The sequence below is a fragment of the Paenibacillus sp. FSL R10-2199 genome, from assembly GCF_038000235.1.
Lineage (GTDB): Bacteria > Bacillota > Bacilli > Paenibacillales > Paenibacillaceae > Paenibacillus_AQ > Paenibacillus_AQ phytohabitans.
Genome location: NZ_JBBOBO010000001.1, coordinates 482,768 through 506,059, shown reverse-complemented (window position 1 = coordinate 506,059; position 23,292 = coordinate 482,768). Strand labels below are relative to the sequence as shown.

Sequence of the window (23,292 nt, the reverse complement as noted above, 5' to 3'; positions counted from 1 at the left end):
CGCTTCCGGCAATCTGCCGTCTACCACTTGGAGCCGCCGGAAGAATTCCTGCCTGACTTGCCGCCGCCCCAGGAAGAGCCGCCCGACGACCGGCCTCCGCCGCCCCAGGAGGAGCCGCCGGAGGAACGTCCGCCGCCGAATCCGCCCGAGGAGGGCGGCCCGGAGGACATCCGCTTGCGGGCCTGCTCTCTGCGCTGCTGTTCCCGCATCATTGCCAGGCGGGCCGCCCGCTCTGCCTCTTCCTTCTGGCGGACAAGCCGGTTCGCTTCTTCCACGAAGCTGGAAATCTGCGAGGCGTAGGAACGACCTGTACTCTCCAGTTCATCCAGATTGTATGGACGGGCAGACAGGCGCTGCTCCAGCTCGGCATACTCCGGCAGCAGGGACAGCTGGAAGCGGCTCTGTGCAGCAATACCCCTGCTATGCAGCAGACTCTGTGCCGCATCGACCCGGCTCTGTCCTTCCGTGAACAGCCTTCTCAGGCTGTCCAGACGTTCGTACAGAGAGCTCAGACTGCTGTCGATACTGCTGAATTTGCCCTCAGTCTCGTCCTGCAGCGTTAGCAGCCGGTCAAGTCCGCTGCGCGCATCCTCATATTCACCGCGTGCATCGCTGGTCCAGGTCTCAATCTGCGGCACTTCGCCTGCGCCTTGCCGCAGTGCGGCTCCAGTCTCCTCAAGCGTCTGCTCCAGACTGTCCAGATGCTGGCGGGCGAACTGGTTCCCCGCCTCGGTGAGCTTGCCCTGCAGCTCATTGCGCCGCTGGGTCAAGCTGCCCCACTTGCTGCGCACCGTCTCCAGATCTGCGCGGTTGCTCTGCCGGATCATAGCCTGGCGCTCTGTCATGGCGACAGCTTCAGCCAGCAGCGCGTCCAGCGCGGCGCCGATCCGCCGCACCTCATCCATGTCGCCGCTGCGCAGCGGCGCCTCCAGGGACCCGGCGGCAGCCGAAGCCTGCTCCAGACTGTCATAGGGCTTAACCTTCATATTGTGCAGGGAGTTCTGCTCAATCAGCCCGGCAATGCGGCTGCGGGCAGCGGCCAGAACCCCGGGGAATGCCTTCAGCTTATCGTCAAAAGCATCTACATCCTCCAGGTCCCGCTCAATTTGCTCCTGGCGCTCCTGCGCCTCTTCGGTAATATCCTGTGCGGCAATCGGATCAAACAGCTCCAGCTGGTCAGCCTTGGCGGTTTCTGCGGCCAGCTCCTGCAGGTCCTCGGCGATTTCCTGCAGCGGATAGCCGGTCGCTTGGGCCGCCTGCTGCAATTGTCCGTCAAGCTCTGGCGCATCCTGCTTCAATTCCGTGATCCGCTGCTTGACGTTCCGGTCGGCATCGCTGATGACAGCGATATTCTTCTCTTCCTCTTCAAGCGAGGTGCGGAAATTACCTTCCGTCTGCTGAAGCTGTTCTGTTGCAGCTTTGAGGGCGGACAGGCGGTAGAAGGGCGGCAGAGCACCTTGCCCGGTGGTCTGCAGCGCTGAGATCTCGACCAGCTGCGAGGTCAGGCGCTTCGATATGCCCTCGACCAGTTCCCCGGTCTTGCCCTGCACGATTCCCTGGAAGGGCTGAAGGGATTCGAGAGCGCGATTCGCCCGTACCAGCAGGTCAGACAATAGTTCCTGCTGATTGGCAAGCCCGCTGCGGCGGCGCATTCCTGTAATCAGCACGTACAGCAGGAGCAGCAGTAAGGCGGCACCCACAACAATAGCGGCGAGCGATAAGAAGGATAGTCCGCCCCTGCCGGTTTCGGCCGCCTCCGATCCGCTGCTTCCGGCTGTCCCGCCGTTGCCGCCTGATCCGCCACCCGCAGTACCACCTGTACCCCCTCCAGCAGTTCCTCCGGCAGCACTGCCCGGTCCGCTGCCCACGGCTTGCAGCTCCTTAATGACAGAGCTGATTCCTAAGGCGAAATCACCGTCTCTGGCATAAGGATTGAAGTAAGTCTCCAGCAGCTTAGTGATTGCCGCGCTGCCTGAAGCTCCGCCGAGGTTCTGCGACCAGGCATTGAGCGAGTTCTGCAGCTCCGGATTATCGAAGTTAATCTCCGTCTGCTGGTCTCCGTAAGCGATCAGAAGCAGGATATCCCGGGTCTTCAGCTTCCATGTATGATATACCTTCTCTGCATAATCGGCTGGATCCGCGCCGCCCAGAGAGTCCACTGTCAGGACATGGAGAGTATAGCGGTCCGTTGCGGCAATCCGGGTGATAGCTTCTGCTTCCTGGGCAGTAAGTAAGCCGGCTTCATCAGTAACAACTCCCTGCTGTACAGGAATATCCGCAGCATAGACGCCGGGGATCCGGAGCAAGGATAATAGTAAGACCAAGGCGAGGATTTTTCTCAAGTCTGCACACTCCGATCTATGGGCTGTTGTTCGTTATATTATGCTAATCATTATATCATTAAACATTCCGGAGACCTCAGATGCAGCCGCCCTGGAATTAGCCCCCGTATACTACAAAAAAAGCCGCATTCCCGTAACGGAAATGCGGCTATATACATTCTTCTATAACTAACAGCAACTGTGTCCTTGCCAATGGCAGGAGGCTTAGCTGTTGTGTGCGCGGAATAATCTATCGGGTTTGCAGACAGAGGATATACTGCAATCTGGACTTGATCTCTTTTTGCCATTTCATATCTCCGACTTTTACAGCAAGATTGAGCAGATCCAGATAATCGTCAACCTGTAATGCGGTCCGGGTGGTGGCTGCGTTCATGGGTGTTCAGTCTCCTTTTAACTCAAATATAGTCAAGTAATGAATAATAGATATTCAATAATGATAATCATTATCAACCTTTATGTTATTATCCACATTTTGCTCCCAAAAAGCAATACAAATATAAATTTTCTTATTTTAAAATTCTCGCTGAAACCGTACCGTCCTTAAAAGGACGGCAAAGCCGCTTCCATGTGCTTCTTCGACAATAAATAAACGATTCTGCAGAATTTGCACATTTTATCAGAACTGAAGCATAACTAGCAGGAACCTTACCATTTTTTGTCGAATACAGCTTCATATAAATGCGTTTAGCCGATTTTTATGGGACAAAGGAGAATTGCGATGAAGCGGTGTAAACTCTTGCTTCTAATTGGCATCGTGCTCATGATTACACCCGCCGCTGCCGCTCACGCCGAAAGACAGGATATTAAGTACCAGGCAGAACTGGAATATCCCCCTTACAAGTACATACAGAACGGATATCTGACAGGCTTTGATATTGATCTGACGAGTATGATTTTTGAGAAAAAGGATTATCTTATTCTATACAGCACCGGGGAATGGGAGAGTACATACAGCCTGCTGACTGAGGGCAAGATCGACACGACCGGCCTCATGGCCGTAACCGAGGAGAGAAAGCAGGATACCTTGTTCTCCAGACCTGTGCTAAGGAGCTACATTTCCGTCTATTCCCGCCAGGAGCTTAGTGAAGAAGTGAAGCTGAGCACGTTGAAAAATTACAAAATCGGTGTAGGTAAGGGACAGTATTCGGAAACTGTTCTGCAGAATAAGGTAGGAATCTCATCCACACAATACATAGAATATGCAACCGTACCTGAAGCAGTGGAGGCTCTGCGCAAGGGCGAGATTGATCTGCTGTTCGAGAATCAGGGGGTTGTGGATTATCTGATTGTTGAACAGGGACTGACCGGAACGATTGTCCGCAAAATGAACAATCTTTATCCTCAGGATGTCGCTTATGGCATCAGCAAGACCAAGCCGGAGCTGGTGTCTTATGTGAATGCCAGACTTGAGCGGCTGGAACGCTCCGGGGCATTCGAAGAGCTGTATCAGCAATATTTTTTCGCTCACTCGGATTATCATCAGTCGATGATCCGTAACAGAATCATATCAGGAGTGGCCATAGGGGCTATCCTACTGGTATTCGGCGCTGTGCTGCTCCGGATATATATCCGGCGTCTGCGCCGGACAATTCACTCTGAACAGGAATTCTTCGAGGATGTGATCGAGAATACCGGGATGATCATATGGGCGGTTCATGGAGACAAGCGGAGCGTGCGCTTCAATCAATATGCCGAGACAATGACCGGGCTTTCAGAGAAGGATGTGCTCGGCGTGAGTATCGATGACCTGCCTGGTCTTGAGGGCGGAGCGGCAGTGTTGCGGGATCTCCTTACCAAAGCGGTTTATCTCGATTATGTGACTAATGTGGAGCTGAAGCTTCCGGAGCATTCTCCGGCTGCGCATTATTTCTCCATCCGCACTACCCTGATCAAGGGGATGGATGATCAGGCGGAGGATATATTTGTCCTGGTCGGGCTTGATATCGATGAACGCAAACAGAACGAACTTAAGCTGCAGATGAGTTACGAGGAACTGGAATCTACCTATGAGGAGCTTGCGGCAACTGAAGTTGAGCTGCAGGACCAGTTCAACCGGCTGGGCGTCAGTGAACGGCGTTTCCGTCTGGCCTCCGAAGGCTCAGGTGCCTATATGTGGGAGCTCGACTGGGATAGCGGCTTCTACAAGCTCTCGGACCGCTGGTATGAGGTCATGGGCTACACCGAGGAAGAGATTAACGCCTTCGAAGGCGGCGTGCTCAGCATCATTCATCCGGATGATCAGGAATCTGCACGCAAAGCCAGACAGGAGCATCTTACCGGGCTGACTCCGATCTACGAAACCGAGTACCGGATGAAGACCAAAGATGACGTCTACGTCTGGTTTGAGGTTAGAGGGAAGGCGATTGTGGACCCGAGAGACCAAATCGTACTGTTCCTTGGCTCGCTGATTGATATCAGCAAGCGGAAGCAGGCGGAGTTCAATCTGAATAACAGCTATCAGGAGCTTGAAGCGACCTATGAGCAGCTTACGGCTACGCAGCAGGAGCTTGTAGGGCAATATGAGATGCTGCTGGAGAATCAGAAGAACATGCACCGCCTGGCTTATGTGGATTCGCTCAGCAATCTGCCCAACCGGATCTGTCTGCTGGAGACGATGGAGAATTATTTCCGCCGGCCTGGGGGGAGAGCAGCGCTTCTGTTCGTAGACACAGACAACTTCAAGTATATTAATGATACGCTAGGACATAAATCCGGCGACATTCTGATCCGCAAGGCCAGCGAGCGCCTGCAGTCGGTAGTCCGGGAAGGGGACATGCTCTCCCGGCTTGGCGGCGACGAATTTGTAGTGTTTCTCAAAGACATAGAGAGCCGCGTGGATGTGCTGAATCTGGCCGAGGACATTATGCGCTCCTTCCGCAAATCCTTCCTCATCGGCGAGAGCAACCTGTACGTCTCCTGCAGCATCGGGATCTCCTTCTACCCGGAGGACGGGGAGACGACGGAGGAGATTCTGAAGAATGCTGATGTAGCGATGTACCGGGCCAAAGAAGAAGGAAAAAGCACTTATGTGGTTTATGACAAATCAATGCATACGGCATTTAATGAACGGATGAACATTGAGAAGCATCTGCGAAGTGCCATGAACAATAATGAATTTGAGCTGCATTATCAGCCGCAGGTGCAGATCGATACGGGACTGATCTCGGGATTCGAGGCTTTGATCCGCTGGAACAGTCCGGTGCTCGGTTTTGTCTCTCCGCTCTCCTTCATCAAGATTGCCGAGGATTCCAGGCTGATAATTTATATCGGGGAATGGGTGCTGCGGGAAGCCTGCAAATTCATGAACAGCATTCACCAGCTTACCGGAATCTCTTATAAAATATCAGTGAATATCTCCATTATTCAGCTGCTGCAGGATGATTTCGTGGAGATTGTGCTGGATAGTCTGGAAGAGAGCGGTCTTGAGCCGAGCAGTCTGGAGCTGGAGATTACGGAATCCATATTCATGGAATCGTTCGAGAGCACCGTCAGCAAGCTGGAATTCCTGAAGTCACGCGGCATCCGGATTGCGCTGGATGATTTCGGGACGGGGTACTCCTCCTTAAGCTATCTTCAGCAGCTGCCGATTTCGACACTCAAAATGGACAAAATTTTCATTGATTCCCTTGCGGATAAAGCCTATAGCGAGTCCTTCGTTCAGACGATCATTATATTGGGCCATAAGATGGGCCTGGATGTTGTAGCCGAGGGCGTGGAGGACTCCAGCCAGCTGGCCTTCCTCAAGGAATCGAATTGCGACAAGGTTCAGGGTTACCTGATCAGCCGGCCGGTGCCGCAGCGCAAAGTAATTGAACTGCTCGTGCCGCAGAAGCGTTATGAAGTAGATCATCTGAATTAGAGCTTATAGATTATTACATAATAAAAGCGGGTCCCGGGCATGGATAATACGCCTGTGGACCCGCTTTTTTTGAACTATAAAAATGTTTATTCGCAGCTAGAAGATAACGATTTTGTTCTTGCCTGTTTTTTTGGCTTCATACAGGGCATCGTCTGCCTGCTGAAAAGTGGAGCTCTTCGAATCGGTTCCATCATAATCATGCATGCCGATGCTGACCGTAACCGATTTATTCTCCATTTCATTAATGGGCAGGCCGGCAATTCCGGTTAGGATCTTGTCCATAATCCGCACAGAATCCTCCAGCGGCTTGGCGGTCAGAATGATAACGAACTCTTCACCCCCGTACCGGGCGGCGAAGTCATCCGATCCGATATGCTGCAGCATAACTGCAGCTACCTGCTTCAGTACAATATCGCCAACCCAGTGGCCATACTGGTCGTTTACTTTTTTGAAATTGTCGATATCGAGAACCGCCAGCTGCAGGGGGAAAGGATTGTTCTGCTGATGCTCAATCAGCCAGCCCAGATATTCATGAAAGGTCTTGTGATTGTACAAGTCGGTCAAGGGGTCAATCTTGGACAGCCTGTCCATAATAATATTCTGAATGCGCAGATCCTGCTCCGACTTCACCGAATTCTCCAGTGACTGCATTAGATCCCGTCCCCGTGCAATGACGCCGAACCCGGCCAGTGAAGTTCCTGCGAAGATAAGGGTGATAATAATGTTCTGGATGCGCAGGGTATAGTCATAGGTGGCTGTGTTGAGGAACAGCATAATGATATAGATCAGGCAAATAACCGAGGAAGCCTTCAGATAATTGTCCTTCAGATAGATCATGGATACCAGCAGCGGAAGCAGCATAATCAGCGGCTTCACATGAAACTCCGTGCTCAGATTCATGATCATCAGAATGCCGTACAGATGGCTTGCGACAATAATTGAGAACTCGGACATCAGCGGTTTCCATTTATGTACAACCTCGAGAATCAGAAGCAAGACGAGCAGTATGGAGTCGGGGATCAATATGTGGTTAATGAAATATTGCCCGCCTGAGAGCTCAGGCCGGTGGCCCCACATGGATAAGGCAACAAATAGCTGGCTTGCCAGATAAACAAACAGGACCATCCAAAAGGTATTGAGGAGGACACGGTTCCAGTACATTTGGCGAGGAGTTGGCGGTGGGATGTGCATAAGATGTTCCTCTTTTCCAGTGGCAATATACTTATATATTCGACAATTACCCCGATTTTCCTCCCTAATCCGATACTGTGATCATTGTTCGTGTTTTGGTGATTAACACTAGGTATTTATAGCTACTAATGCTGATATAATGATGCAAACACGAATTATTAATGCGATATATCCTTGACACATTCGCATAATTTCTGTAGAATTCCAATTGGCTCACAATAATGAGCTAAGCTGTTCGTATATCCTCAATGATAAGGTTTGGGGGTTTCTACAGGGGACCGTAAATTCCTGGCTACGAATAGGGTGCATTTTGCATACCTATGAAGAGGTCGGGATTTTTGTGCTGTTTGCGTAAGTGAATTTATATTTATCGCAGAAACAGAGCAGCCCTTATCCACTGCAGGGCAGCCGTTTCATCCTGGGAGGAACAGAGAACCTATGAGTAAATATGATGTGATTGTTGTTGGAGCCGGTCCGGCCGGAATATTCGCCTGCTATGAATTGACACTTAAAGCACCGGAGCTGAAGATCCTGCTGGTGGACAAGGGCCATGATATCTACCGCCGGAATTGCCCGATTCTCGAGGAGAAAATCAAGCTCTGCCCTCCGGCTTCGGGCCGTAAGGAATTCGCCGGGTGTCTGCCGGCCTGTTCGATTACTGCAGGCTTTGGCGGTGCGGGTGCGTATAGTGACGGCAAATTCAACATCACGACCGAGTTCGGCGGCTGGATGACCGATTATCTGCCTCCTTCCAGGGTGATGGAGCTGATTGAATATGTTGACAGCATCAACCTGGAGCACGGGGCCACGCCGGTTATTACCGATCCGACTACCGAGAGCATCCGCGGGATTGAGCAGCGGGGGTATGCGGCAGGGCTTAAGCTGCTGCGTGCGCAGGTCCGCCATCTGGGAACAGAACAAAACCTGGAAATCCTGAAATCCATATACGAATATTTGAAGACGCGCATTGATATGCTGTACAAGACTGAAGTAGAGGATATTGTTACCGTCAAGGAGAACGGTGCACATCGCATTACGGGCATTACCTTGAAGAACGGTGAGAGCCATGAGGCGGATCAGGTAATGATTGCTCCGGGACGTGACGGATCTGCCTGGCTGACTGCGGTGCTGAAGAAACGCCGGCTCAAAATGTACAACAACCAGGTGGATGTTGGGGTGCGTGTGGAAACCTCTGATGTGGTGATGCGTGAGATCAACGAGCATCTCTATGAGGGGAAATTCGTCTTCAATACATCTGTGGGGACACGGGTCCGCACCTTCTGCAGCAACCCTTCAGGACATGTTGTCGTGGAGAATCACAGCGGCGTGATGGCAGCGAACGGACACTCCTACAAGGACCCGGCGCTTGGCTCCAAGAATACCAATTTTGCCCTCCTGGTCTCCCATACCTTCACCGAGCCGTTCGATAAACCGAATGAATATGCCCGGGAAATCTGTAAGCGGGCCAATGATCTGTCCAGCGGGGGCGTGATCGTGCAGAAGTACGGCGATATCCTGCGCGGCCGCCGTTCCACGGAGACACGGATCAAGGAAGGGTTCCTCGAGCCTACGCTGAAGGAAGCGGTGCCTGGCGATCTGGGTCTGGTCCTGCCGTACATCACGATGAAGAGCCTGATTGAAATGGTCGAGGCGCTGGAGAAGGTTACACCGGGTATTGCCTCCGAGCATACGCTGTTCTACGGAGTTGAGGCGAAGTTCTATTCTGCCCGGCCTAAGCTGACAGAGCAATTCGAGACCGAGATCTCCGGGCTCTACTGCGGCGGCGACGGTGCAGGCATTACCCGCGGCCTTGCACAGGCCGGAGCGGCCGGAGTATGGATCGCCCGGGGAATGATGGTTAAGATTAAACAAGAGGGCAACATGCAACCGGCAGTTCTATAGAACCGCCCAGGTGGATGCCGGAAGGACAGCCTTACACGCAGAAGCTGCGGTGTACACGGCTGTCCTTTTTTTGGGAGGTTATATGTTGGAGTCTGAACATCCCCGGGCGCCCAACCCAACCCAACCCAACCCAACCCAACCCAACCCAACCCAACCCAACCCAACCCAACCCAACCCAACCCAACCCAACCCAACCCAACCCAACCCAACCCAACCCAACCCAACCCAACCCAACCCAACCCAACCCAACCCAACCCAACCCAACCCAACCCAACCCAACCCAACCCAACCCAACCCAACCCAACCCAACCCAACCCAACCCAACCCAACCCAACCCAATACTCCTCGTTTTCAACTGTTTTACCGGTTTGTCGAGTCTGAAGAATATGCGGGAGCGGGAAAAGTTGGTGCTAGTTAGCTTGAAGCTAGCGGAGCAGAAATAGATGGATTTCCTCCACTTGCTGATGCGCGAAAAGGTGCTGCCAAACCAATAGTTGGAAAAAGAACACTTAAATTACCCCAATTCAGCCAAAGTAGCGAAAACTAACATAAATAGGTGCTGTTAATCTACTTGCTTCCGTTCATTCGTAAGAAACGGTCAAATTAAGATACGTTTATCCACTTGTTGTGGCAGGCGGGGGGTGGAGTGGAGCGGAACGCCGTAAGTGGAGGATGGGTATAGAAATGGTTTCCTTAATTTTACTCTGCTGATATAATGTTAGAATACATAACATGATAGAGTGGAGTGAACGTTGAAGATGGGTATTCGCCGGGGGAAGGCCGTTCTAGTCGTTGTTTTACTGCTGCTTGTAGGTGTGTACAGCTTATGGGTTGATATGTACTGGATGCATAAGGTGATCTATCTGCTGCTAGTGGCGGCGCTCGGCGGACTTGCGCTGGACAGCTATCACGGCGGAGTCCTCAAGGACCGGCAATTGGCGGAATCCCGGGGCAAGGTGGAGCTGCTCGGCAATGAGATTGTTGTCACCTCGGACCGGCTGCATGGGGCGCTCGAGGAAATTAGCCGCCATACGGAAGGGCTGCAGCAGACGGCAGACTATTCACATGCATACGAAGTGGATTTGCAGACGCGCAGTAATGAGGCTAAGGCCAATATTGAGGGTGCTTTTGCCACCATGGGCGGAGTAGCGGCGGTGACGCAGCATATAGAGGAGCTGACCGGGAAGCTGGGGGCGACCATGCAGGCGACCCGCTCGGGAATGGCCGAGATGGTGGATTCACTGAAGAATACAGATGAGGTCATGGAGGAGCTACAGGAGCAGAGCGGAGATATGCTGAACAAATTCACGACGCTTAGCGGCCATATTGCCATGGTGGAGGAGATTAACTCGCTGATTGTCGGCATTGTCAACGAAACCTCGCTGCTGGCGCTCAATGCTTCTATTGAAGCTGCGCGGGCGGGTGAACAGGGGCGGGGCTTCGCGGTAGTGGCCAGCCGGATCAGGCAGTTAGCCGACCAGAGCCGGAGTTCGGTAGACCGCTCCACGGAGGTGCTGCTCGATATCAATAACGGAGTGCGGCAGGTGCTGGAGTCGGTTACGAAAGAGCAATCGGCAGTTGAGCACGGTGTGAATGAAGTAGCAACCGTGAAGCGGCGTCTCGGCGATATCTCGGACAGAATAGAAGAGGTGGGGACGGCGGTAGCTGAATCAGTCGCTGCGGCTGCGCGGCAGAGCAGGCTGATTGATGAGGTGACAGCCGAACTCAGCGGTGCAGTGGGTATTGTCAACGAGACCATCGCAGGTGTGGACCTGACGCTGGAGCAGGTCACCCGGCAGCGGTCCCAGATCGGCCAGCTGAATAATATCAGCGCCAGCCTGCTCATGGAGTCGCAATCCCTGCAGCAATCAGTGAATGCAATTGCGGCACGCGGGGTGATCGAGATGAGCGGGTACGAGGGACGGCTGCAGGAAATGCAGGTATTGCTGGAGGAGCTCTCAGCTAAGCAGGAGCTGTATTCACCGGATGCAGACAGCCATAGCAGCGTCCTTGCTTCCTGTATCCGTAAGGCTCCGGATGTGCAGGCGATCTGGTCCAACCGGACGGATGGCACGTTCATTTACTCCGAGCCTGCGGCAGGACTCCTGAATGCCAAACGCCGTGACTGGTGGAACGGGGCCATGAATGAAGGCCAGTACGTCTCGCAGCCGTATGTTTCGGCGATTACCAAACGTTCCTGCATTACGCTCTCCAGAGCGATTAAGGATGGCCGCGGAGAGATTGTAGGTGTGGTGGGGATAGATCTGGCGGTGTAAACTAGAGTGTTCCGGCGGGATAGCTGAGGAAGAATAACTGTACGAAGCAGATAACATTGTCTTGTAAAAAAGAGCAGCAGGCTGCCCCGGTCAGGGAGTACCTGCTGCTCTTTGCGGGTTGTACCGGGTCTCAGCCCGGACTAGGTAGCGTCAGCCGGGAGGCTGCGCAGCCCGCTCCAGATGCTCTGCCAGTTCTTGCCTGCAATCCGCTTCTCATAAATAGGCAGCAGATGCGGATGGGCGGCGAAGTAAGGCGAGGGCCGCAATACCAGCTGAATGACATCCGAAATTCCATGAGGTGCGGCCAGAATTACTTCCCCATTCCCGTCCAGGGAGAGTCCAAGCGCCGTTGCCGTCTCGGGGAATTTGGACATGCCGTCTGTGGACGAGTAATAGGGCGGCAGGTTATTGACGGTATGCATCCTGGCCTGATTCTTGACTGACCAGGGGATTCCGGGATACCGGCGCTTCAGCTGGGCTTCCCACGATTTCTCCACTTCCTCCCGCAGGTCGCCGGGGTCATAATAGATCACATCAATATCCGCGAGGGGTGTTCTCTCCGTAAAACCATGCTGCACATCCCAGATCTTGGACTGCACAAATCCGGCGCAGACCCACCAGTCCGGCAATTGCAAAGTTCCGGCAGCCTTCAGAATATCCATCATCCAGGCATCTTCCATCACCCGCCGGAGAATGTCTGCTTCACTGGTTATTATCATTGTATAATCTCTTCTTTCTCTGCTGAAATGAAGACAATAATCCATTATAGCCCGGATGGAGCGGAAAGTGTATGCTTCGCAGAAGGTCTTTTTTTCTGAAAAATAAGGCTTTATAATGGACCGATAGATTGTCCGATGGGGGCCTGAATGTGCAACATAACCTGAGTATTCTGCTGCAATTGTTTGAGCGGGCGGCGCTGCTGCTGATGTGTCTGTTCGTACTGACCCGGCTGCCGCGCTTTAAAGAGATTTTTGCCAAAGGGATATATGCGCCGCAGGAGCTGGCGATTGTAACGGTGATCTTCAGCCTGTTCGCCATCTTCGGAACCTACAGCGGGATTAATGTGGAAGGGTCGCTGGTCAATGTGCGGATTATCGCCATTATGGCTGGCGGGATTCTCTTCGGCCCCTGGGTCGGGCTGATTACCGGGATTATCTCGGGGGTGCACCGTTTCCTGATTGATATCGGCGGGGTCACCTCGCTTCCGTGTCTGATTACAAGCATCACAGCAGGGCTTGTATCAGGGATCATCTACCGGCGCACCTCACCGGAACGACGCTGGATCGCCGGTATCGCGGCCGGAATGGCCTGTGAGGCGCTGACGATGGCGCTGATTCTGATCATGGCGGACCCTTATTCGCTGGGTGTGGATATTGTGTCGAAGATTGCTTTTCCGATGATTATCGGTCAGATCAGTGTCGGGCTAATTGTTACGCTCGTGCAGAGTGTCGAGGGGGAGAAGGAACGGATTGCGGCTAAGCAGTCCAAGCTTGCGCTGGATATTGCCAACAAGACGCTTCCGTATTTCCGCAATATTAATCCAGAGTCGCTGCGTACCATCTGCGGGATTATCAAGGAGGATATCGGAGCGGATGCGGTGGCGATTACCGATACGCGGTTCATTCTGGCCTATGTCGGTGTCGGTGAAGAGTATTATGCCGAGGCTAATGAGATTATCAGTGAAGAGACCAAGCAGACGCTGAAGAGCGGGGAGATCACCATCCGCGATGACGATACCGAGTACATGAACCGTGGCATCCGCTCGCTGATCATTATTCCGCTGAAGGAGAAGGGTGAAGTGACGGGGGCGCTCAAGATTTACTATACCAATGCGCATAAAATCACCTATTCCCTTCAGGCAATGGCAGTCGGGCTGTCACAAATCATCTCTACACTAATGGAGGTTTCGCGGGTGGAGGGGATCAAGGAGATGGCCAACAAGGCTGAGCTGAAGGCGCTGCAGACGAGCATCAACCCCCATTTTCTGTTCAATGCGCTGAATGCCATTATCTCCTCGATCCGGATCGATCCGGACAAGGCGCGCGAGCTGATCGTCAACCTGTCGGGGTATATGAGATATAATCTGGAGCTGACCGATGAGTCCATTGATATCCGCCGGGAGCTGCAGCAGGTCCAGCATTATGTGGAGATTGAGAAGGCCCGCTTCGGCAGCCGCCTGACCGTTCTGTACGATATTGATGAGGTGGCGGTGCGTATTCCAAGCCTGATTATTCAGCCGCTGGTGGAGAACGCGATTGTCCACGGGATTTTGAAGGAGAAGGGCAATGGCACTGTGGATATTTCAGTCAAAGACTACGGGGACAGCGTAAGGGTGAGAATTGCCGACACCGGAGCGGGAATTAGTGAAGAGACGATTGCCAAGGTCTACAGCGGCAGCATGGAAGGGAACAAAATCGGACTGTACAACGTGCACCAGCGGGTGAAGCTGATCTATGGCACGGGTCTGACGATCCGCCGGCTTGCCAAGGGTACGGAAATTTACTTTGATGTGATAAAGGAGCAGCGATGAGAGCGATAATTGTCGAGGATGAAGTGCTGGCGAGGCAGGAGCTTGCTTTTCTGATACAGGCACACAGCAGTTTCAAGATTGCCGCCGAGTTCGAAGACGGGCTGGATGCGCTGAAGTATCTGCAGACGGATACGGTGGATGTGATTTTTCTGGATATCAATATTCCTTCGGTTGACGGCGTGCTGCTGGCCCATAATATTAGCCGTTTCGCGGTCAAGCCCTATATTGTGTTCATCACAGCCTATAAGGAGCATGCCGCCGAGGCGTTCGAGATCGAAGCGTTCGACTATATCCTGAAGCCTTACAGCGAGACGCGGATCAAAGCGATGCTGCAGAAGCTGGAGGGGGCCATTGCGGCCAGGAGCCGCCAGGGGGAAGAAGAGCCGGTCAAGCTCAGCAGCGGTAAGGTCAATCTGTGGAAAAATGAAAAGATCATCGTCGTCGATACAGACGAGATCTACTATGCTTCGGCGCAGGAGAAAACAACGAGCGTAATTACCAAAGACGGGGAGTACAGCATGGCCTTAAGCATCAGCGAATTCCATAGCCGCCTGCCGCAGGAGCAGTTCTTCCGCTGCCACCGTTCGTATCTCGTCAATCTGTCCAAGATCAAGGAAATCATCCCCTGGTTCAACAACACCTATCTGCTCCGGCTGCGTGATTTGGACTTCGAAGTGCCGGTCAGCCGCGGCAAGGTGAAGGAATTCAGGCAGATCATGCGCCTCTAGCGGCAGTTCATTCCCCGTTTGCGTCATCTCATTCCGGATTTCTCTTAAGTCAGCATCTTTTCGCTACAATGAAGAGGCAAAGCAAGCCTTGAAGTTACTTTGGAAGCGATATTAGAGAGAAAGAGGGAATCACCCATGACTACGACTACGCCAGGCAGCAAGCGGTGGCTCATCGTGCTAGGTACAGTGATTATGCAAATGGGACTCGGTACAATCTACACCTGGAGCTTGTTCAATGCCCATCTTGTCAGCAAATTCGGCTGGGAGCTCAGCTCTGTTTCGATAACTTTTTCCATCACCAGCTTTGCTCTGGCCTTCGCGACTCTGTTCGCGGGGAAACTGCAGGACCGGTTCGGCCTCCGCAGACTGACCGCTGCTGCCGGGATTATGCTGGGGCTTGGTCTGATTCTAAGTTCGCAGGCCAGCTCCCTCCCGATGTTCTACCTGCTGGCTGGCGTAGTTGTGGGGTACGCAGACGGTACAGCGTATATTACTTCACTATCCAACCTGATTAAGTGGTTCCCCAAGAATAAGGGATTGATCTCCGGTGTATCCGTAGGTGCTTACGGCACGGGCAGTCTAATCTTCAAATATATCAACGGCAGCCTGATTGAGTCGGCGGGCGTGTCGAATGCTTTTCTGTACTGGGGCTTCATGGTGATGATTATGATCGTAATCGGCTCAATGCTGGTCCGGGAAGCGCCAGTGGCGGCCCCGGCATCGGCGGCTATGGCTGCCGGGGATCGGGTGAAGGCTGCCGCTGGAGCCATTATTGTGCCGAAAGATTACACTGTTAAAGAAATGCTCCGCACGAAGGAAGCATACCTGCTGTTCGTAATCTTCTTCACCGCCTGCATGAGCGGCCTCTATCTGATCGGCATCGTGAAGGATATCGGTGTGCAGCTGGCCGGACTGGATGTTGCGGCAGCAGCGAATGCTGTAGCGATGATCGCGATCTTTAATACGGCCGGGCGCCTGATTCTGGGTGCATTATCCGACCGCATGAGCCGCTTGAAGCTGATTAGTGTAACGCTGGCTGTTACGGCTGTAGCGATGTTTACTCTCAGCTACGCCACCCTGAGCTACGGCATATTCTTCACCTGTGTGGCGGCGATTGCCTTCTGCTTCGGAGGTAATATTACCGTATTCCCGGCGATTGTCAGCGACTTCTTCGGCCTGAAGAACCACAGCAAGAACTATGGCGTTGTCTATCAGGGCTTCGGCATCGGTGCGTTGTCCGGCTCGTTCATCGCCGCGTTCCTGGGCGGGTTCAAGCCTACGTTCATCGTGATTGGTCTGCTGTGTATCCTGGCCTGCATCCTGGCGGTTTCCCTGAAGCCTCCGGTAGCAGGGCAGGCAAAAGTAAAGGGAATGAGCCTGAAGCCTTCACGGCATACGGCTTAACCATATAGAGATTGATGTTGGCTTGAAAGAAACAGAGACAAAGAGTGTCGTAGAGAAAGAGAATGGCAGACCAAGAGTGCTGTAAAGTAAGAGAATGACGGGCAATGAGTGTTGTAGAGAAAGAGTACTGTAAAAAAGAGTGCTGAAGACCAAGAGACTGGTTTTGGAGAAGAGATGTCCATACTTCCGCGTGAGCGGAGGGGGAGGTCTCTTTTTTTTCTGTGGAGAGGGGTAAGAGTCCGGAGGGGGCTGGATGAGAGGTGGAAAGTGCATAAATCAGCCTTCAATAAATCTGCTAAAGTTATATTATATTGGATTGAAAGACTACATAGGATGAAACCCGTACAACCGTTTTTACTCGAATAAAGTTGTGCCGGTAGGCACTTTTTGCAGAAGTCAGGTGTTATAGAGATATACAAGCAAGGAGGTGAGGGCAACGTCACAGGAGAATATGCCGGATATGCGGCAGGTAGAGGCGGCCATTATCAGGGTTCAACAAGGGGAGCAGGAATCCTTTGCGTTCATTGTAGATGCTTTTCAGCAGCCGGTTTACCGGTATTGCTGCCGGATGCTGGGGAACAGGCAGGATGCCGAGGATGCGGTGCAGGATGTACTGGTCAAAGCCTATCAATCCATTAGGGGGTACAAGCCCACCGTCAGCTTCTCAGCCTGGCTGTACCGGATTGCCGGCAATCATTGTCTGAATCTGCTGCGCCGGCGGCGGATGCAGGGGCACTTCCTGCGGGTGTTCCGTCCCGATACGGCGGCAGCGGCCGGTCCGGAGCAGACGCTGGAAGAGCGGCTATACAGTCCGGCGCTGGAGGCTGCACTTGGACGGCTATCGCTGGAGGAACGGAATTTGCTTGTTCTGCGGGTATTTGAAGAGCAGACCTTTCTGGAGATCAGCGCAATTCTGAATATTACGCCTAATGCACTGCATAAAAGGATGGAGCGGATCAAACGAAAAGTGCGGGAAACGATGCAAGCGGAGGAGGGGATATCATGGAACGGGCAGGAATCGGCAATGAGTACCAAGATATAAGAGACGCTGCAGTCCGTGAAGAGCAGCTATCCGTGATTGAGGTTACTGATAGAGTTATGGCCCGTGTGCGGGGGATTGAACAGAAGCGGAGTCCGCGCGGGATCAGACTCGCCGGTAAAACGGCTGCGTTCACAGGGATGCTGGTCATGCTGCTGCTGATCACAGTAACAGCCTACGCTGCCTCGGAGTATATTCAGATCCGGAATAAGGCAGGCGAGGTGAAGGTACAGCATCAGGCAGAGAACCCCAATCCGGGACCGCCGGCTGCGTATAACAAATACGCATGGAAGCTGATGGATTTTGCCAAACCGGGGGAACTGATCGCCTATTTCGTTAGAGGAGAGAAGCTTCCTGAAGGGGCGGAATCGGCACTGCAGTTTGCAGGCAAGGAGCTGCGTCTGACCGATTACCCGGCTTTCCTTGGAGAGATGAATAAATTGAAGACGCCTGTATTGCCCAAGGAAGCCGGAGGTTATGAATTTAAGTATGGCACGATACACCCCGGCTCACCCTTAGCCGCGGAACGCGATGAAAATCCGCTTTACCGTCAGACTCTTGACGAACTGATGGCTGAGGCGAAGCAGAATACCGGCCGCAATCTGTTCATGAAGGCGATCCCGTGGACCGAAGCGGCTTCTATTGGCGGCAAGTATACCAGAGAAGGGGCGGTCATCGAAATAGGGGCTACCCTGCTGCATGGAGGCAATGTGCAGGTCATGCTAAGACCGGAGGTGGCCGCAGAGAAGCTGGAGGTAGAGGGCCGTGAGATCGTATACAATCACGCCGACAAGCCAGAGGTACGGCCGGATATAAGCTACCATTACCTGAACTGGTACAACGAGCAGCAGGATGCGTATTATATTGTCACCACCTACGGTGACCGGAAGCTGACCAAGGAGCAGCTGCTGGATTTGGCGGGTGAATTGATCCGGGGCGGGCTGTAGGCGGCGGTTCTGGTGAGTGATTTTGTTAAGTTCAGTCTATACAGGCATAAATGTTGTACGTACTGCAACATTGGTTCATAAATACCGGCTGTTCAGTAGGATTGTTGTATGAAATACAACAATAGCTTCGTTAATCGGCCTGGAACGAGGGAATTGCTGCATTTTGTGCAACAATTATAGATTTAGGCCGTGTTATTGAGGGAAATGTTGTATTCTGTGCAGGATTGTAATAAGCACTCCATGTGCAAAGGATGAATCGGGCAACTCTTGCTTAAACAGCAGCCGGAAGTCCAAATATTCATCGTTGAGCAGCCAGCAGCTTAAGTGAATAGATTGAATTCAATTTAGGTATTAAAAGGTATTCAAAAAGGAATCCAAAAAGGCATCCGTAGAGCGAATACGCTCTGCGGATGCCTTTGGTGTTCATACGTATGAGGAATGAAGGATGCCGCGGGAGGAGGGCTTAGCCCTCCAACAGCAGCGCCTCTGGATCTTCCAGTAATTCCTTGACTTTGACAAGGAAGCCTACCGCCTCTGAACCGTCCACAATCCGGTGATCGTACGATAAGGCGACATACATCATCGGACGGTTGGCTGTCCGCTCTTCATCCAAGGCGATCGGACGAAGCTGGATCTTATGCATGCCGAGAATGCCGACCTGCGGCGTATTGAGGATCGGCGTAGACAGCAGAGATCCGAATACACCACCGTTGGTGATCGTGAAGGTACCGCCCTGCAGCTCCGGCAGACTGAGCGTGTTGGCGCGCGCTTTGGAGGCGAGCTCGCCGATCTTGCGCTCGATTTCCGGGAAGCTAAGCCGGTCGGCATCGCGGACGACCGGCACGACCAGGCCTTCCTTGGCAGCTACGGCAATGCCGATGTCATAGTATTTCTTCAGCAGGAGATCCTCACCATCGATCTCGGCATTCAGCAGCGGATAAGCCTTGAGTGCGCCGATCACGGCTTTGGTGAAGAAGGACATGAAGCCGAGTCCGACCTCATGCTTCTCTTTGAAGGCATCCTTGCGGCGTTTGCGGATGTCGAGAATAGCGGTCATGTCCACCTCGTTGAAGGTGGTCAGCATGGCAGCCGTCTGCTGCGCTTCGACCAGGCGGCTGGCAATCGTCAGCCGTCTGCGCGACATGCGCTTGCGCTCGGTCGCTTTGCCGTCCTCGGCATGCGGCGCCTTGCCCGCCGGCGCGGGCGGCTTCACCGGCTCCGGCCGCGCCCCCGCCGCCGGAGCTGCAGGCGCAGCGGCCTCCGGCACGGCTGCGCCATGGCCGTTCACATCGGCCTGGCCGATCCGGCCGATGGGGTCGCGGGCACTGACCTCGCCGAGGTCGATGCCCCGCTCCCGGGCCAGCTTGCGCGCCCCCGGCGAAGCCAGGGCCGCAGAGCCCGCCGCCGCACCTTCGGAGGCGGCAGGAGCAATTGCCGCTTCCGGCTTGCCGCCGTCAGGGGCGCTGCCGCCCGTCGCTGCACTTGCCGCTTCCGGCTTACCGCCGTCAGGGGCGCTGCTGCCCGTCGCTGCTCTTGCTGCTTCCGGCTTGCCGCCTCCGGCTACTGCCGCACCGTCGGCGCTGCCGATAATGCCGATAGCTTCGCCAACAGCAACGTTCTCGCCCGCCTGGCGCAGGATGGAGGAGATGACACCATCCTCCTCCGCACTGATCTCCAGGTTGACTTTGTCGGTCTCAAGCTCCGCGAGCACATCGCCCTGGCCGACAGTGTCGCCCTCTTTAACCAGCCATTTGTAGATCGTTCCTTCGGAAATGGATTCGCCCAAATCGGGTACTTTAATTTCGGACACAGGCCGTTACCTCCCCAAATATAGTAGTTTACGTTATCGAGAGACCGCCTTGCTGTTGTCAGGAAGACGGTACAGGTGCTTGTACTTGAGCGTTTAGTTTCAGGGCTTCTCTAACGATGCGCCGCTGCTCGAAGCTGTGCACATCCGCATAACCGCTGGCCGGGCTGGAGCGATCCGGACGTCCGATATACTGGACGGTAACATTCTGCGGGGCAATGGCGCGCAGCCGGGGTTCGGCGTAGCTCCAGCCGCCCATATTCTTCGGTTCCTCCTGCACCCAGATGATTTCCTGCAGGGAACGGAACGAACTGAGATGTGCGCCAAGCTCACGTTCCGGGAACGGATACAGCTGCTCCAGGCGGAGAATATGCAGCCAGGAGAAGTCCTGTCCGCGGGCGGCTTCCAGCTCAGTCTGCAGGTCGATGGCGACCTTGCCGCTGCATACCACCAGGCGCTTGACCTCTTCGGGCTTGCTGCCGAGCAGCGGTTCCGGAAGCACCGGCTGGAAGCTGCCGGAGGCGAGATCAGCACCGGCCGAGGTACTGCGCGGATTGCGGATCAGGCTCTTCGGTGCCATGATTACCAGCGGCCGGGCGTCGGGCTGTCCGCAGAGTGCAGCCTGACGGCGCAGCAGATGGAAATACTGGGCCGCGCAGGTCAGATTCGCTACGGTCCAGTTCTCCTCGGCGGAGAGCTGCAGATAACGTTCCAGCCTGCCGCTGGAGTGTTCCGGTCCCTGGCCTTCATATCCATGCGGCAGCAGAATCGCAAGATTGCTGCGCTGTGTCCACTTGGCGCGTCCGGCAGAGATGAACTGGTCGATAATGACCTGGGCGGCATTGGCGAAATCGCCGTATTGCGCTTCCCAGAGCACGAAGGTCTCCGGTGCGAATACATTATAGCCGTATTCATAGCCGAGTACAGAGGCTTCTGACAGCGGGCTGTTGTAGACGCCGAAGGAGGCGCGGGAATCCTTAAGCTGGTGAAGAGGGGAGAAGAGCTCCCCGCTCTCACTGTCATGCAGGACAAGGTGGCGGTGAGCGAAGGTGCCGCGCTGTGAATCCTGTCCGCTGAGGCGGATCGGCGTGCCGTCCTTCAGAATGGTAGCGAAGGCCAGGGTTTCGGCCAGCGCCCAGTCTACCCGTTCACCGTCATTCAGCGCATCCTTGCGCCGCTGCAGAATCCGCTCCAGCTTCGGATAGACTGTGAAGCCGGCCGGTACGCTCAGCAGCTCACGGTTAATCTCCTGGAGGCTGGCCAGCGGAACCGCTGTAGGGCGGTGCACCGGTGTTCCCGTATCCAGGACGACCGAAGTCTTGGATTCGGCGTTCTTCTGTTTCCCTTCCTTCATCTGCTCGAAGGCCTGCTGCAGCACACTCTCGGCCTCGGCAATCATGTTCTTCACCTCATCGGCTGTAACGACCTTCTCGCGCTGCAGGCGTTCCGCATAAATGCGGTAGACGGTAGGGTGGTTGCGGACCTTGCCATAAACCACCGGCTGGGTGGTTTCCGGATCATCCATCTCATTATGGCCGTGCCGGCGGTACCCGATCAGATCAATCAGGAAATCCTTCTTGAACAAATGGCGGTAAGCGCTGGCCATACGGACGGCAGCAATACAGGCTTCGGGGTCGTCGGCATTGACATGCACTACCGGGATCTCATAGCCCTTCGCCAGATCACTGGCGTAATGCGTGGAGCGGGAATCTTCACTTTCGGTGGTGAAGCCGATCCGGTTATTGACGATAATATGCACAGTGCCGCCATTCTGATAACCTTGCAATTTGCCGATATTAAGTGTTTCCGCAACAATGCCTTCACCAGGGAAGGCGGCATCGCCATGCATAAGCACGGCCATGGCTTTGTCCGTATTCAGCTTAGGCAGGCCTGGGGTGCCCCGTTCCTCCTGGGCTGCACGCGTGAAGCCTTCAACGACCGGATTCACGAACTCGAGATGGCTCGGGTTGTTCGCAAGCGTGATGCGGGTACGCACAGTTTCGCCTTCGCGGACGGCGCGGTCGGCGCCTAGATGGTATTTCACATCCCCGCTCCAGCCATAGGTGACACCCATGGAGCCTTCGGACGGGAAGAGCTCCTTGTTCGGCGAATGATGGAATTCCGAGAAAATAATATCATAAGGTTTGCCCAGAATGTGGGCAAGCACATTAAGTCTTCCGCGGTGGGCCATACCCATCAGGATATGCTCTGCGCCGTCATGTGCGGCAGCGCGGACAATTTCATCCAGCATAGGCACGAGGGCATCATTGCCCTCCAGGCTGAAGCGCTTCTGGCCGACGAAGGTCTTATGCAGGAAGGTCTCGAACTGCTCTACCTGAATCAGGCGTTTCAGCAGCTCTTTGCGTTCCGCATGGTTCAGTGGAGCAGGCGACGTTGTGGATTCCGCCTGGCTGTTGAGCCAGCGCAGCTCACGCTCGTCATGCACATGCCCGAATTCATAGGCAATGGTCTGTGTGTAGGCCTGGCGCATTCTGTGAACGGCATCCATAGCGGTATGCACGCCCTCAGGGGCATTCTCCCAGATCAATGAAGCCGGCAGGGCATTCAGATCTTCGCGCGTCAGCTCATAGGTCTCGATCTCCAGCCATTTCGCCATCGGGTTGGTGCTCCGCTCCAGCGGATCGATATCGGCAGCCATATGGCCGTATATTCGGATGTTAGCCATTAGCTTGGAAGCTTTAACGGCTTTCCTGAGCCACTCTGTATCTCCTGAGATGGCGGGGGGAGGCGTCTTGACGGCATCCGGAGCCAGGGGAGGCGGGCCGGATACTGTGAAGAGGTCGCGGTAATGATGCTCTACGGAAGTGGGGTCCTTGACAAACTGCTCGTATTTCTCCTGAATGTAGCCCAGATTGGGACCGTAATACTTGCTCCAGACAGATTCGTTATAGGGCTCTTTGACGGCCATGAGTAGGTCCTCCTAACGGATAAACTCCACATGCGGTATATTAGGAACACCGCTTAGCGGAGCTGCGATGTTTGCGGTTTCATTCTCATCTTATTGTGCTACTTTCCGGCAGGGTAATCAATTCATACTTTCGTGCAATCCGTTCGCAAAACGGTATGATTCAGCAGGGGATTCATACGGAACAATCATAAATTTCCCGAGTGAAGCCGGAAAAATAAAATATCGTTAAAATTAATAAAAAATTAAGGGATTTAGGTGGTTGTAAATCATAGAAATGGGTAATTGTTTCTATATTGTGTTACGGGATTAATATCTATTTAGTATATTTAAACTAATTT

General features: G+C 53.8%; 14 protein-coding genes and 1 riboswitch. Of the genes, 8 read left to right on the top strand and 6 right to left on the bottom strand.

The genetic code is table 11. The features are described from left to right. Positions 1-20: 20 nt before the first annotated feature. Together NYE33_RS02155 and NYE33_RS02150 are read right to left on the bottom strand one after the other, a co-directional pair. The gene (locus tag NYE33_RS02155; RefSeq protein ID WP_341064597.1) at positions 21-2,342 is read right to left on the bottom strand and encodes a TPM domain-containing protein; all 2,322 of its coding nucleotides are present in this window, start codon (positions 2,340-2,342) and stop codon (positions 21-23) included. A 229-nt stretch (positions 2,343-2,571) separates the two neighbouring features. Then, on the bottom strand, positions 2,572-2,715 hold the full coding sequence (locus NYE33_RS02150; RefSeq protein ID WP_171720322.1) for a hypothetical protein: 144 nt from the start codon (positions 2,713-2,715) through the stop codon (positions 2,572-2,574). 345 nt (positions 2,716-3,060) lie between these two features. Here NYE33_RS02150 and NYE33_RS02145 point away from each other — a divergent pair, with 345 nt between their 5' ends. Next, complete coding sequence (locus NYE33_RS02145) at positions 3,061-6,201, top strand: EAL domain-containing protein (protein WP_341064594.1); 3,141 nt, start codon at positions 3,061-3,063, stop codon at positions 6,199-6,201. Between the two features lie 96 nt (positions 6,202-6,297). On the opposite strand, the gene NYE33_RS02140 is transcribed toward NYE33_RS02145, so the two are convergent. Beyond that, the gene (locus NYE33_RS02140) at positions 6,298-7,362 is read right to left on the bottom strand and encodes a GGDEF domain-containing protein (protein ID WP_340948220.1); all 1,065 of its coding nucleotides are present in this window, start codon (positions 7,360-7,362) and stop codon (positions 6,298-6,300) included. Positions 7,363-7,607: 245 nt separating this feature from the next. After that, positions 7,608-7,707, top strand: a riboswitch (purine riboswitch). Positions 7,708-7,830: 123 nt separating this feature from the next. Between NYE33_RS02140 and NYE33_RS02135 the strand changes: the two genes are divergently transcribed. Both NYE33_RS02135 and NYE33_RS02130 read left to right on the top strand, forming a co-directional pair. Further along, on the top strand, positions 7,831-9,294 hold the full coding sequence (locus NYE33_RS02135; RefSeq protein WP_336102877.1) for an NAD(P)/FAD-dependent oxidoreductase: 1,464 nt from the start codon (positions 7,831-7,833) through the stop codon (positions 9,292-9,294). 758 nt (positions 9,295-10,052) lie between these two features. Further along, a complete protein-coding gene (locus NYE33_RS02130) occupies positions 10,053-11,570 on the top strand; it encodes a methyl-accepting chemotaxis protein (protein ID WP_076243533.1) in 1,518 nt (505 codons plus the stop codon). 140 nt (positions 11,571-11,710) lie between these two features. Here the strand turns inward: NYE33_RS02130 and NYE33_RS02125 are convergent, their stop codons facing one another. Continuing rightward, on the bottom strand, positions 11,711-12,289 hold the full coding sequence (locus NYE33_RS02125; RefSeq protein WP_341064591.1) for a nucleotidyltransferase family protein: 579 nt from the start codon (positions 12,287-12,289) through the stop codon (positions 11,711-11,713). A 206-nt stretch (positions 12,290-12,495) separates the two neighbouring features. Between NYE33_RS02125 and NYE33_RS02120 the strand changes: the two genes are divergently transcribed. The 5 genes from NYE33_RS02120 (at position 12,496) to NYE33_RS02100 (ending at position 18,218) form a co-directional block, all read left to right on the top strand. Further along, positions 12,496-14,100, top strand: coding sequence for a sensor histidine kinase (locus tag NYE33_RS02120; protein WP_197074377.1), 1,605 nt, complete (start codon positions 12,496-12,498; stop codon positions 14,098-14,100). Continuing rightward, complete coding sequence (locus NYE33_RS02115) at positions 14,097-14,828, top strand: LytR/AlgR family response regulator transcription factor (RefSeq protein ID WP_042133014.1); 732 nt, start codon at positions 14,097-14,099, stop codon at positions 14,826-14,828. Before NYE33_RS02120 ends, NYE33_RS02115 begins: the two co-directional genes overlap by 4 nt. A gap of 135 nt (positions 14,829-14,963) precedes the next feature. Then, positions 14,964-16,232 carry an L-lactate MFS transporter gene (locus NYE33_RS02110; RefSeq protein WP_042133015.1) on the top strand — a complete coding sequence of 423 codons (1,269 nt, stop codon included), beginning with the start codon at positions 14,964-14,966 and terminating at the stop codon, positions 16,230-16,232. 427 nt (positions 16,233-16,659) lie between these two features. Then, positions 16,660-17,274, top strand: coding sequence for a sigma-70 family RNA polymerase sigma factor (locus tag NYE33_RS02105; protein ID WP_052421640.1), 615 nt, complete (start codon positions 16,660-16,662; stop codon positions 17,272-17,274). Beyond that, positions 17,235-18,218 carry a hypothetical protein gene (locus tag NYE33_RS02100; protein ID WP_156118515.1) on the top strand — a complete coding sequence of 328 codons (984 nt, stop codon included), beginning with the start codon at positions 17,235-17,237 and terminating at the stop codon, positions 18,216-18,218. The genes NYE33_RS02105 and NYE33_RS02100 overlap by 40 nt, the downstream gene beginning before the upstream one ends. A 463-nt stretch (positions 18,219-18,681) precedes the next feature. On the opposite strand, the gene odhB is transcribed toward NYE33_RS02100, so the two are convergent. Continuing rightward, on the bottom strand, positions 18,682-20,028 hold the full coding sequence (gene odhB / locus NYE33_RS02095) for a 2-oxoglutarate dehydrogenase complex dihydrolipoyllysine-residue succinyltransferase (protein WP_341064587.1): 1,347 nt from the start codon (positions 20,026-20,028) through the stop codon (positions 18,682-18,684). Between the two features lie 58 nt (positions 20,029-20,086). Continuing rightward, on the bottom strand, positions 20,087-22,954 hold the full coding sequence (locus NYE33_RS02090) for a 2-oxoglutarate dehydrogenase E1 component (RefSeq protein WP_042133021.1): 2,868 nt from the start codon (positions 22,952-22,954) through the stop codon (positions 20,087-20,089). Positions 22,955-23,292: the final 338 nt, after the last annotated feature.